Genomic DNA, 12,319 nt, shown 5'->3' with positions numbered 1-12,319 from the left:
GGGCCGAGCCCCGGGCCCGGTGAACGTGCCGGCCGGGTCCGGCGAGGACGGCGTCCGGCCCGGCGCGGGGTCAGCGCGGCGGGTCGACGCGGCGGGTCGGGAACGTGCTGCCGGGCCGGGCCAGGGTGCCGCGGGCGCGCAGCCCGACCGGGTCCGGAGCCGGCTGCGGATCCGGCACGCTCGCCCCGGCCGGGTCGACCCGGCGCGCGTCGAGGTAGGCGGCGCCGGCCCGGTCCTCCTCGGTGGGCGCCGCGAGCAGGGCGTAGACCAGCCCCACCACCACGAAGATCACCGCGAGGACGATGGGCACCAGCAGGGTGCTGAAACCGGCACCGGTGATCTCGCCCTGCTGCTCGTGCAGGTGCACCGACAGGGCGCTCATGCCGGTGAAGTGCATGCCGTTGACGGCGACGCCCATCACCAGCGCGGACGCGGCGACGGCCAGGGCGCGGCGCACGGTGACGGCCAGCCACAGCGCCACGGTCGCCGCGACCACGGCGATCGCCACCGACAGGGCGACCCGGACGCCGTCGTAGCCGAGGGAGCCGCCGAGCCGCATCGCCGCCATCCCGGTGTAGTGCATGGCGGCGACCCCGGCCCCGGTGAACACGCCACCGACGCCGATGCGCAGCGCGGAGACCCGGCCGGTGCCGACGATGGCCAGGCCGATGCCGACCGCGACCACGGCGATGAGGGCGCTGGCCAGGGTGACCGGCACGTCGTACCGGATCCGGGTGCCCTCGACGGCGAAGCCGAGCATCGCCATGAAGTGCATGCTCCAGATCGCGGTGCCGCCGATCGCCCAGGCGGCGAGGATGCCCCACCACACGCGCTGGCCGGTGGTGGCGGCGACCCGGATGCGGCCCGCGCAGACCAGACCGAGGAACGAGCCCAGCACCGACAGCGCGTAGCTGAGCGCCGGTGTGATCCAGCCGTACTCAAAGTGATTGATCTCCGCCACGGCGGTTGTCCCCCCACCCGGTTACCGACGCGTCAACGACGTGCCGGAGACATGATCGGGGACGCGTTGAGCTGCCGCAACAGCACCCCCCGGCCACTTCGGGGGGTGCTGTTGCGGTGACAGTCCGATGCATGGGACCCGCGCCGAAATGACGCAGGGTGACCGTCAGGCGGTGGCGTGGTAGGCGAGGACACCTCGGTTGACGGCGGCGATGGCCTGCCGGGCCGTGGCGCGCAGCTCGGTGGAGGCGCCGCCGGAGTCGGCGACCTGACCGAGCAGGTCGACGACCTGCCGCGCCCAGCGGACGAAGTCGCCGGCCGGCATCTCGCCGTCGAGCTGGTGCCCGCTGGCGAGCACCTTGGCCAGGGCCTCGCCGCGCGCCCAACGGTAGATCGGCCAGGCGAAGCCGAGGTCGGGCTCGCGGGTGACGGCGAGGCCCCGGGCGGCCTCGTCGGCCTCGATGCCGCTCCACAGGTGCAGCGTCTCGTCCACCGCGTCCGCGACGGGGCCGCGCGGCAGCGACGCCCGCTCGTCGGCGTCGCGGCGGGCCTCGAACACCACCACCGACACGGCGGCGGCCAGCTCCGCCGGGGAGAGCCCGTCCCAGACGCCCCGGCGCAGGCACTCGGCGACCAGCAGGTCGGCCTCGGTCCAGATCCGGCCGAGCATCCGGCCGGCGTCGGTGACGGCACCGTCGGCCGACAGGTAGCCGCGCGCGGTGAGCAACGCGACGATCCGGTCGAACGTGCGGGCCAGGGAACCGGTGCGGCCGGCGACCCGCTGGCGCAGCTCCTCGGTGTCGCGTTCGAGGCGGCGGCGGCGCTCGGCCCAGCGGGCGTGTTCCTCCCGGTCGGGGCAGGCGTGGCAGGGGTGCCGGCGCAGCTCGGTGCGGAGCTGGCTGAGCGCGTGGTCCTCGCCCGCGTCCTGCCGGGACCGGCCGCCGCGCCGACCGCCGTGCCGGTCCAGGCCGGTGCCGCTGACCTCGGCGGCGAGGTCACGACGGGCCGCCGGGGAACGGTGGTTGAAGTGCTTGGGCACCCGGATGCGGGCGAGCACCTCCGCCGGGGTGGTGAAGTCGCCGGGGCTGACCCGCCCGGCCCACCGGTCCTGGGTGAGCACGAGCGGACGGGGCTCGCCGAACCCGCCGGTGGCCGGGTCGAGCACCACCGCGAGGCCGGCGCGCCGCCCGGACGGCACCCGGATCACGTCACCGACGCGCAGCCGCTCCAGCGACGCCACCGCGGCGGCCTTGCGCTGGTGCTGGCCCTGCCGGGCGATGGCGCGCTCCCGGTCGGCGATGGCCACCCGCAGGGCGAAGTACTCGTCGAAGTCGCCGTGGTGGCAGGCCGCCTCCGCGCCGTACGCGTCGATGGTCTCGGTGTTGCGCTGCACCTGCCGGGCCAGGCCGACCACCGACCGGTCGGCCTGGAACTGCGCGAACGAGCTCTCCAGCAGCGCGCGGGCCGGCTCCGCGCCGACCGTGCCGACCAGGTTGACGGCCATGTTGTAGGACGGGCGGAAGCTGGACCGCAGCGGGTAGGTGCGGGTGGAGGCCAGGCCCGCCACGTGCCGGGGGTCGGTCTCGGGCGACCAGACCACGACCGCGTGCCCCTCGACGTCGATGCCGCGGCGGCCGGCGCGCCCGGTGAGCTGGGTGTATTCGCCCGGGGTGAGGTCGACGTGGGCCTCGCCGTTGAACTTCACGAGACGTTCGAGGACGACGCAGCGGGCCGGCATGTTGATGCCCAGCGCCAGGGTCTCGGTGGCGAAGACCGCCTTGACCAGGCCCCGGACGAACAGCTCCTCGACGACCTCCTTGAACACCGGCAGCATGCCGGCGTGGTGGGCGGCCAGGCCGCGCTCCAGGCCGTCGAGCCACTCCCAGTAGCCGAGCACCGTCAGGTCCTCGCCGGGGATGGCGGTGACCCGGGACTCGACGACCCGGCGGATCTCGGCGCGTTCCTCCGGGTTGGTCAGCCGCAGGCCGGCGGCGAGGCACTGCTGCACGGCGGCGGCGCAGCCGGCGCGGCTGAAGATGAACAGGATCGCCGGCAGCAGCCCCTCCCGGTCGAGCCGGTCCACGATGTCCGGGCGCAGCGGGCCCCGCCAGCGCGGCCCGCGCCGGCCGCCGCCCGGCCCGGCGCTGCGCCCCTCCCCCAGCTCCAGGCGGCGCATCGTCTCCCGGGTGTAGCGCAGCAGCTCCGGGTGCACGTCGTGCTTGCGGGCGGCGTCGGCGTCGTGGAACAGGTCGAACATCCGCTTGCCGACGAGCATGTGCTGCCACAGCGGCACCGGGCGGTGCTCGCTGACCACCACGGCGGTCTCGCCGCGCACGGTGACCAGCCAGTCGGCGAACTCCTCGGCGTTGGAGACGGTCGCCGACAGCGAGACCAGGGTCACCGAGGCGGGCAGGTGGATGATCACCTCTTCCCAGACCCCGCCGCGGAATCGGTCGGCGAGGTAGTGCACCTCGTCCATGACCACGTAGGCCAGGCCCTCCAGGGTGGCCGAGCCGGCGTAGAGCATGTTGCGCAGCACCTCGGTGGTCATCACGACCACCGGGGCGTCGCCGTTGATCGCGTTGTCGCCGGTGAGCAGGCCGACGTGCTCGACGCCGTAGCGGTCCACCAGGTCGTGGTATTTCTGGTTGGACAGCGCCTTGATCGGCGTGGTGTAGAAGCACTTGCGCCGGGTGGGCGGGGGGCCGTCGCCGTCGGCCGCCGCCGGCCGCGCGGGGGCGCCGCGCAGGGCCAGGTGTACGGCGAACTCGCCGACCACGGTCTTTCCGGCGCCGGTGGGGGCGCAGACCAGCACGCCGCTGCCCCGTTCCAGGGCCTGGCACGCCTCCCGCTGGAAGTCGTCGAGATCGAACCCCAGGTCAAGGGCGAACTCGTCCAGCGCCGGGAACTGTGAGGCCTGCGCGGCCCGGCGGCGCGCCGCGGCGTACCGCTCGGCGGGGCTCGACATGTCCCCAAGATTAGTGCGTGCCTCCGACGACCACCGCCTCAAGGCCGTCCGACAGGGGGGTCGGGGGCGGTCGGTAGGGTGCACGGCGTGCCGGATCATGCCGAACCGACCCAGTCGACCCCACCCAGCGCCGACGCCGCCGCGGGCGCCCGGGCGTCCCGTCGGCCCGTCGAGGCGGTCCTGTTCGACTTCCACGGCACCCTCGCCCAGGTGGAGGACCCCCACGACTGGGTGCTCGCCGCCGCGCGGGCGTGCGGGGTGAGCCTGGAGCGCATGCGGGCCACGGCGCTGGCCGACCGGCTCCTCACCGCGGGCCGGCCCGGTGGCCCGCTGCCGGCGCGGGTGCCGCCGGCGCTGGCCGAGCTGTGGTCCGAGCGGGACCTCTACCCGCACGCCCACCGGGGCGCGTACACGGGGCTGGCGGAGACCGTGGACGCCGGGATCGACGGCCTCGCCGACGCGCTCTACGAGCGCGTGCTGGTGGCCGATGGCTGGGTGCCCTACCCGGACACCGCGCCGACCCTCGCGGCGCTGCGGTCGGCGGGGGTGAAGGTGGCGGTGGTGAGCAACATCGGCTTCGACATCCGGCCGTTCTTCGCCGCGTGGGGCCTCGACGCCCTGGTGGACGCGTTCGTCCTGTCGTACGAGGTGGGGCGCTGCAAGCCGGATCCGGCGATCTTCTGGCGGGCCTGCGGGATGCTCGGGGTGGACGCGGAGCGGGCGCTGATGGTGGGCGACACGGCGGCGGACGCCGGTGCGGTGCGGGCCGGCTGCGCGGTGCTGGTCCTGCCCGAGGCAGAGCCGGGCCGGCCCAACGGGCTGGGCTCCGTGCTCGACCTGACCCTGCCCCGCTGATCCCACATTCCGGTTTCGTCCGGCGGGACTCGTCTCCCATTCGGCGGCCCGCCGACGAGTCGCATTCTTCTCGATAGAAACGGCCGAGAAGGATGCATTTACCCCCACCGGTGGGCGGTCGCAGCCGGGGGGCGTGACATATTGCTCGACGTCGTTGGATAATGTCCGCCGCGATGAGTCGTCGCGGGTCGCGTCCAGGTGCCCCGACGCCAACCGAAGGGGACAATTCCGTGAAGCGGGACCACTCACCCGTGCTGCCGGGCGACGGCGACACCGACTACGCGCGTTACATGCGCGTCGACGAACTGCTCGACCTGCAGCGCGGCCCGGATCAGGTGATCTGTCGCGACGAGCTGCTCTTCCAGGTGGTCCATCAGTCGACCGAGCTGTGGCTCAAGCTCGCGGCGTCGGAGCTGCGCGAGGCCGCCGCCCGGCTCGACACCGGCGAGCCGGGCGCGGCCGAGCTGCTGCTGACCCGGGCGACGCTCGGCGTGCGGCTGGTCACCGACCAGCTGGAGATGTTCCGCCACCTGTCCCCCGCCGACTTCCAGGCGATGCAGCCGGCGCTCGGCAACGGCTCCGGCGCCGAATCGCCTGGCTGGCGGCAGGTGCAGGCCGCCAGCCGGCGGCTCGGGCGGGCCTTCGCCGACCATCTCGCCGCCCTCGGCGTCGACGTGTCCGCGCTGCCGGGCACCGACGCCGCCGATCCGCTGCACCGGCTGGCCGAGGCCATGGTGGAGTGGGACGAGCGGGTCGCGTCCTGGCGGGTGCGGCACTACCAGGTGGCCCTGCGCATCGGCGGCCACGGCCCGGCCGGCACCCCGGGCAGCCCGGCGACCATGCTCGCCAGGCTGATCGACCACCGGTTCTTCCCCGAGCTGTGGCAGCTGCGGGTGGGTGCCGCCGGCCCCGCGCCGGCCGCCCCGCGGGCCTGACCCGGCCGCCGCCGAAATCGTCGGTTCCTCACCGTCCGTATTTAACACGATCGTAATGTTGAGGTGCCGTTCGTGCGTGAGCTGACGTCTTGGCGGTCCGGCCTATCCGATCCCGGTGACTTTCCCTACTCTGCGGTGCTCGGCGAGTTCCAGCGCGTCGGTAAACACTTTGTCGAAAAAGAACTGCTCGCACTTCTCGACGAGATTCGGACGCGCGTCGTCGCGGCGGCGGGGCGCGCCGCCGGCGGGCCCACGGACCCGCACCGGTTGCTGCGTGACTTCCTCGACGTCGCGCTCGACAAGTGGGACGGCCGGTACGACTACCGCAGCTACCTGGCGCTACCCCTGCTGCGGCTGCCCTGCACGGCGGACGACCCCGTCGCCGGCCCGGGAAACACCCCGCAGACCGACCCGGCGGACGCCCGCCGCGCCTCCGACCGGCTCCTGCTGCGGCTGGTCGCCGACGCCCTCGACTTCGAGCTGACCGCCGCGGCCGGGGCCACCACCCTGCTGCCCGAGCAGCGCCCCGGCGCGGAGACGGTCGCGAAGCGCCTGCGGCTCGGCGTCCGGGCCGCGCTGCCCGCGGTGTCCCGGCTGGACCCGACGCGGACGGTCGACGAACGGGAGCCGGCCGCCGCGGCGAGAGCCCTGCACGCCCTCGCCGCCGCCGACGTCACCGACGACGAGGAGCGCCGGCTGCGGCTGAGCATGCTGCCGGTGTACCGGTCGCACGACGAGTACCTGTTCGTCCGGGTGCTCCAGGCGTACGAGTGCGTCTTCGCCGGGCTCGCCGACGAGCTGCGCGGCACCGTCGCCGCCCTGACCGCCGGGGACCCGGCGGCGGCGGCCGACCGGCTGGCGTACGCCCGCGACCGGCTCGCCGCCGCCGGGCCACTGTTCTCACTGCTGGCCACCATGCAGCCGGAGTCCTTCCGGACCTTCCGGGAGTACACCGAAGGGGCCAGCGCCATCCAGTCGCGCTCCTACAAGCTGGTGGAGTCGCTCTGCCGTACCCCCGAGGGGTCGCGGTTGGACTCGGCGGCCTACCGCTCGGTGCCGGAGGTGCGCGAGTGGGTGCTCGCCGGGCACCCGTCGGTCGACGCGGCCCACCGGGCGGCGGTGCGCGCCGGCCGGCTCGCCGGGGCCGACCGCGACCGGGTCGAGCGGGAGATGCGCGCCTTCGCCGACGCGGTGCTCGGGTGGCGGCGCACCCACCACCGGCTGGCGGTCCGGATGCTCGGCGCGCGCCCCGGCACCGGCTACACGGAGGGCACCCCCTACCTGGCCGCCGTCCGCTCCACCCCCGTCTTCACCGCCGTCGGCCACGACCCGTGCCCGGCGGCCCCGCCGACGAACACCGGAGGCTGTCCCGAGTGAGCACACCCGACCCGGCCCCGGCCGCCGACGAGGCGCGCTGCCTCGACGCGGACGCGCACGCCGCCCTGCGCGCCGAGTTCCCGCTGCTGGGCACCTGCGTCTACCTGAACAACAACTCCACCGGCGCGGTCCCGCAGGGCGCGCAGCGGGTCCTGGCCGACTACTGGGAGACCCTGCGCGGCTGGCGCGACGACGTGTGGCAGGGCTGGCACGTCGGCCTCGACCGGTACGCCGACTCGGTGGCCGCGCTCATCGGCGCGCCGGCGGGCAGCGTGGTCACCGACGCGAACCTGAGCACCCTGCTGGCCCGGATCGCCTCCTGCTTCGACTACCGCCCGCCCCGCGACCGGGTCGTCACCACCGACCTGGAGTTCCCGACCGTGCCGTTCGTCTGGAACGCGTTCGGCCGCTACGGGGCGCACGCCGACGTCGTCGCCACCGGCGGCGTCCGGTTCGACCAGGACGCCCTCGAGGCGCGCATCGACGAGCGGACGCTGCTGGTGTGCGTGCCGCACGCCAGCTTCGCCTCCGGCGACACCATCGACCTGCCCCGGCTCGTCGCCCACGCCCACGACGCCGGCGCCCTGGTGGTCGTCGACGCCTTCCAGACGGTCGGGGTGCTGCCGCTGGACGTGACCGCGCTGGGCGTGGACGTCGTCCTCGGCGGCGCGCACAAGTGGCTGTGCGGCGTCGGCACCGCCTTCTGCTACGTCCGGCCGGACCTGACGCCCCGGCTGGAACCGGCGGCGACCGGCTGGCAGGCCGGGGACGTCGCGCTGACGTTCCGGCCGTCGACCGGCTGGGCGGCCGGCGCGCAACGGTTCGCCGGCGGCACGCCGTTCCCGCTCACCTCGCTGATCTCCCAGGTGGGCCTGGACCTGCTGGCCGGCGTCGGCGTGCCCGCGATCCGGCGGCACTCCCTGGCCTGCACCGGGCGGATCATCGAGCGGGCCGCCGCCGCCGGGATCGCGGTGGTCAGCCCGACCGAGCCGCACCGCCGCGGCGGCGTCGTCTGCCTCGACGTGCCCGACGGGGAGGCGGTCAAGCGGCGGCTCGCCGCGCGCGACGTGATCTGCAGCTGGCGCGGCTGGCTGCGGGTCGGCCCGCACGTCTACAACACCCTGGAGGAGGTCGACGTGTTCATGGACGCGCTGGAAGAGGAGGTTCGCCGGTGAACGTCACCCTGTCGCCGCGGGCGCTGATGAGCCTGCTCGCCAACGGCCCGAAGGCGATGGACGTGCTGGAGACCGCCCTCACCCTGGGCCTGCTCGACGCGCTGGAGCCCGGCCCCGCCCGCCTGGGTGACCTCGCCGAACGGTTCGGTTTCCGGCCGCTGCGGCTGTACAAGTTCCTGGACTGCCTGGAGAGCCTCGGCGTCGTCACCCGCGAGGAACCCGACGACGACATCGCCGCCGCCCGCTACCGGGCCGAGCCGGGGCTGCGCGACGCCGTGGCCGCGGTCGTCGGGCCGGACGCCGTCGAGCGCGACCGGGACCGCTACCCGTGGCGGGTGCTGCACGGCCGGCTGGCCGAGAGCCTGCGCGGCGAGGTCGGCCTGACCGACGAGGACTTCGCGTGGCCGCCGCGCACCGACGAGCAGACCGCCGCGTTCGAGCGGAGCATGGCCGTCGGGCTCGGCCCGGTGCTGGAGACGCTGCACCGGCACGCCGACCGGCTCTGGGCGGACCGGCGCCGCCTGCTCGACGTCGGCGGCGGCGACGGCACCCTCGCCGCCCGGGTGCTCGACGACGCCCCGCACCTGCGGGCCGACGTGTTCAACCTGCCGGCGGTGGCGCCCCTGGTGGCCGGCACCCGGCAGCGCTGCGGCCACCCGGACCGGCTGGGCTTCGTCGGCGGGGACTTCTTCGCCGAGCCGCTGCCGACCGGCTACGACGCGCTGGCGTTCGTCCGGGTGCTGCACGACTGGCCCAACGAGGTCGCCCGCCGGCTGGTCGAGGCGGCGTACCGGGCCCTCGAACCGGGCGGGCTGCTGCTCATCGGCGAGGAGTTCCGCACCCCGGACCGGCTGGCGATGCAGTTCTTCTGGAGCTACTTCCTGATCGGCGTCGACACCTGCGTCAGCCGGCTGCGGGAGGTCGAGTTCTACACGGGGCTGCTCAAGGAGGTCGGCTTCGAGCGGGTGGCGGTGCTGCCCGGCGGCTGGGAGCTGGTCACCGCGTACAAACCGGCAGCCTGACCGGGTCGGGCGGGCCTGGTGCCCGCCCGACCCGGGCCGCGCGTCAGGCCCGGCGGGCCACCACGGCGCCGTTGGCGCCCGGCGCGTCGAACGTCAGCCGCTCGATGTCGACGAAGCCGGCGTCGGCGAGCCACGCCGCGTACTCGGCGCCGGAGTAGTTCTTGCCGCCCTCGGTCTCGACCAGCATGTTCATGCCCATCAGGGCCGCCTCCGGCGGGCCGGTGCGGTCGTCGTCGAGCAGCAGCTCGCAGATCACGACCGCACCGCCGGGCGGCAGCGCGGCGTGGCACTTGGCCAGCAGCGCCCGGTTGGTCGGCTCGTCCCAGTCGTGCAGGATCATGCTGAGCAGGACGACGTCGTGCCCGCCCGGCAGCGCCGGGTCGGCGAGGAAGTCGCCCGCGACCGTGCCGATCCGGTCGGCCAGGCCCTCCGCCGCGATCCGCTCCTGCGCCTTCGCGCACACGTGGGGCAGGTCGAGGATCGTCGCCCGCAGCTGCGGCAGTCGGCGGCAGAACTCGATCGGGAACGCCCCGGCCCCGCCACCGACGTCGAGCAGCCGGGTGTGCGCCCCGAAGTCGTACGTGTCGGCCAGCGCGCGGGCGGTGAAGCTGGAGGTGGAGAACATGGCGTCCCAGAACTGCGCCACCATCTCCGGGTCGACGGTGTCGAACAGCGACTGCTGGGACTGCGGGTCCCAGGTCAGCGGCCGGTTGGTGCGCAGCGCGTCGGCGATGCGGTGCCACGGCAGGTAGGTGCGCAGGTCGGAGTAGCGCACCTGCGCACCGAAGTAGTAGGGCCGCCCCTCCACCAGGAACTGCTCGGCGAGCTCGGTGTTGCGGTAGCCGTCGCCGGCCCGCTCCAGCAGGCCGAGGGACGCGCTCGCGGCCAGCAGGAGGTCGGCGGGGCGCTCGTCGAGCCCGAACTCGGCGGCGGCCTCGGCGACGGTGATCGTCCGGCCGCCAGCAAGGCGGGTGAACAGCCCGAACTCGACGCCGACGGCGAGGGTCTTGAACCCCCAGACGCCGGCCACGAGGCGCATGAGAGGAGAGGGATTGATCATGAAAGCATGAGATCACAGCCCGCGGTCAATCCACAGTGGACACTCCGGGGATCCGGCTACCCGCCCGCCGGCCGGTCTCGCCCCCGCCCCTCGACGGCACGGCCGTGCGCGAGCGAGGGCCACCGGTCCACGGCCCACTCCCACCAGCCACGCCACCCCGGCGGCGGGCCGGGAACGTCGCCGCCGAGTTCGGCGGCATCCGGTGCCTGGAACTGCCCCCGCCAGGTGTCGATGTCCGCCACACTCATCGGGAAGGTCGTGTGCGGCGCCGTCGCCCAGCGGTGGGTGATCCGGGCGAGCTGGGCGTCCCGGTCGACCGGCAGGTAGACGACGTGGCTGGCCGCCCCGGCCGAGGCGGCCAGCCAGCGCAGGGCCGACCGTTCGTCGCGGCTCCAGAGCCCGAAGTCGAGCACGACGTCCACGCCCAGGCGCAGCGCCTGCAGGGCCAGTGCGATGAGCCGTCCCTCCAGCAGGTCGCGCTTGCCGTCGGGCTGCGACCCGTCGAACAGGGGGATCATCCACTCGTCCGGGGTCAGCCGCAGCGCGCGGTGCGCCGCGGCGAGTTGCTCGGCCCGGGTGGTCTTCCCGGCCCCGGGGAGCCCGACCATCAGGAACATCGTGGCGGGTTCGGGCGGCACGTCACGGTTCGGCGTCGCGGCGGGCGCGGGTGCGGGTGCGGGTGCGGGTGCGGCGAGCCTGTCGGTTCCGGTGCGGGACGCCCCGGGCGGGCCGGCGAAGGTGGCCTGGTGCGGTGGACGAGAATGCTGCGACATGGGTCTGCTCCCCGGATCACGCGGGACGATCCGGCAGCACGCCGAGACGCGCGGGCTGCCGGCGGGACACCGATCCGGCGGTACGCCCGGCCCTGACCCCGACGGGGCGGGCGACGAGGCCGCGGTCACGGGCAACCGCGATACCGCCGCTATGCGGCGGCGCGGACGTCCATCGCGGCGAAGCAACCCATGCGCCCACCGTAGCCGAAGACGCCGGCCGGGCCGCCGAGCGCTCGGCCGGGTCGCCGAGATCCACTGCGGGGCGCCTCGCCGTCGGAGCACGTCCCGACGCCCGCCGGATCGCGCGGGAACCACGCCGCGCCGCCGAGCGACTATCGGTACATGCGGTGCGAGCGGTGGCGGGAGATGCTGTCGGCCCAGTTGGACGGGGAGGAGACCCCGACCGAGCGGGTCGCGGCCGAGGGGCACCTGGTCACGTGCGGTGACTGCCGGGCGTGGTTCGAGACGGCCGCGGCGGTGACCCGCCGGGCGCGTACCCGGGTGGTGACGGCGACGCCCGACCTGGCCGACACGGTGCTCGCCGCCGTCGCCGCCGCGCCGCCGACGCGGCGGCGGTGGTCGGCGCGGCGGTGGCGGGAGCGGCTGGTCGCCGGGCTGCGGGCCACGCTGGGGCTGGTGGGGGCGGTGCAGGTGGTGTTGGGGCTGGTGCAGGTGGGCCGGGGCACCACCGTCGCCCACGCGCACGCCACCGGGCAGCACCTGTGGCACGAGTCGGCGGCCTGGAACGTCGCCGTCGGCGCCGGATTCCTGTTCGTGGCGGTACGGCGGTTCCCGCCGGCCGGCGTGCTGCCGATGCTCAGCGCCTTCGTGGCGACCCTGGTGCTGCTGTCGGTGAACGACCTGGTGACCGGCCAGGTCGCCGTGTCGCGGCTGGTCAGCCACGCGATCCTGGTGTTCGGCTGGGTGCTCACCGCGCTGCTGTCGCGCCCCGGCCTGCGGCCGGGTGGGCCCGCGCCCCGACAGGGCCGGTCGTCGGGATCCCGCTGGCGCGTCGAGCTGGACGCGCCCGAACCGTCGGCGCCGGCGCTGCGGCTGCTGCCCCCGCACCCGTACTCGGCGCGGGCCCACGCCCACCCCACCGCGGCTCCCGACGGGCGGGACGACCGGCAGGCCGCCTGACCGGGCACCGGTTCCCGCGACCCGAGGGCGTCTGGACCGGGCGCGGGGGCGGCC

General features: G+C 75.0%; 10 protein-coding genes. 6 read left to right on the top strand and 4 right to left on the bottom strand.

All coding sequences use genetic code 11. From position 1 onward, the window contains the following. Positions 1–70 precede the first annotated feature (70 nt). Together ACVMYR_RS21580 and ACVMYR_RS21575 are read right to left on the bottom strand one after the other, a co-directional pair. Positions 71–961 carry an MHYT domain-containing protein gene (locus ACVMYR_RS21580; RefSeq protein WP_077940368.1) on the bottom strand — a complete coding sequence of 297 codons (891 nt, stop codon included), beginning with the start codon at positions 959–961 and terminating at the stop codon, positions 71–73. Positions 962–1,126: 165 nt separating this feature from the next. Then, positions 1,127–3,928: a DEAD/DEAH box helicase gene (locus ACVMYR_RS21575; RefSeq protein WP_077940369.1), complete on the bottom strand. Its 2,802-nt coding sequence runs from the start codon at positions 3,926–3,928 to the stop codon at positions 1,127–1,129. An 87-nt stretch (positions 3,929–4,015) separates the two neighbouring features. Here ACVMYR_RS21575 and ACVMYR_RS21570 point away from each other — a divergent pair, with 87 nt between their 5' ends. The 5 genes from ACVMYR_RS21570 (at position 4,016) to ACVMYR_RS21550 (ending at position 9,292) form a co-directional block, all read left to right on the top strand. After that, on the top strand, positions 4,016–4,783 hold the full coding sequence (locus ACVMYR_RS21570) for an HAD family hydrolase (RefSeq protein ID WP_457122562.1): 768 nt from the start codon (positions 4,016–4,018) through the stop codon (positions 4,781–4,783). A 230-nt stretch (positions 4,784–5,013) separates the two neighbouring features. Beyond that, positions 5,014–5,718, top strand: a complete 705-nt coding sequence (locus ACVMYR_RS21565) for a tryptophan 2,3-dioxygenase family protein (protein WP_457122561.1) — start codon at positions 5,014–5,016, stop codon at positions 5,716–5,718. 63 nt (positions 5,719–5,781) lie between these two features. Next, a complete protein-coding gene (locus ACVMYR_RS21560) occupies positions 5,782–7,095 on the top strand; it encodes a tryptophan 2,3-dioxygenase family protein (protein WP_457122560.1) in 1,314 nt (437 codons plus the stop codon). Next, positions 7,092–8,270, top strand: a complete 1,179-nt coding sequence (locus ACVMYR_RS21555; protein ID WP_228987088.1) for an aminotransferase class V-fold PLP-dependent enzyme — start codon at positions 7,092–7,094, stop codon at positions 8,268–8,270. The genes ACVMYR_RS21560 and ACVMYR_RS21555 overlap by 4 nt, the downstream gene beginning before the upstream one ends. After that, the gene (locus ACVMYR_RS21550; protein WP_457122559.1) at positions 8,267–9,292 is read left to right on the top strand and encodes a methyltransferase; all 1,026 of its coding nucleotides are present in this window, start codon (positions 8,267–8,269) and stop codon (positions 9,290–9,292) included. Before ACVMYR_RS21555 ends, ACVMYR_RS21550 begins: the two co-directional genes overlap by 4 nt. 43 nt (positions 9,293–9,335) lie before the next feature. On the opposite strand, the gene ACVMYR_RS21545 is transcribed toward ACVMYR_RS21550, so the two are convergent. Both ACVMYR_RS21545 and ACVMYR_RS21540 read right to left on the bottom strand, forming a co-directional pair. Then, positions 9,336–10,352 carry a methyltransferase gene (locus tag ACVMYR_RS21545; protein WP_363634119.1) on the bottom strand — a complete coding sequence of 339 codons (1,017 nt, stop codon included), beginning with the start codon at positions 10,350–10,352 and terminating at the stop codon, positions 9,336–9,338. A 56-nt stretch (positions 10,353–10,408) separates the two neighbouring features. Next, on the bottom strand, positions 10,409–11,125 hold the full coding sequence (locus ACVMYR_RS21540; RefSeq protein ID WP_457122558.1) for an AAA family ATPase: 717 nt from the start codon (positions 11,123–11,125) through the stop codon (positions 10,409–10,411). 342 nt (positions 11,126–11,467) lie between these two features. Here ACVMYR_RS21540 and ACVMYR_RS21535 point away from each other — a divergent pair, with 342 nt between their 5' ends. Then, complete coding sequence (locus ACVMYR_RS21535) at positions 11,468–12,265, top strand: zf-HC2 domain-containing protein (RefSeq protein WP_457122557.1); 798 nt, start codon at positions 11,468–11,470, stop codon at positions 12,263–12,265. Positions 12,266–12,319: the final 54 nt, after the last annotated feature.

The organism is Micromonospora sp. PTRAS2, from assembly GCF_054052245.1.
The sequence above is the reverse complement of the archived record's forward strand: the minus strand, read 5'-3'. Positions and strand labels throughout refer to the sequence as shown.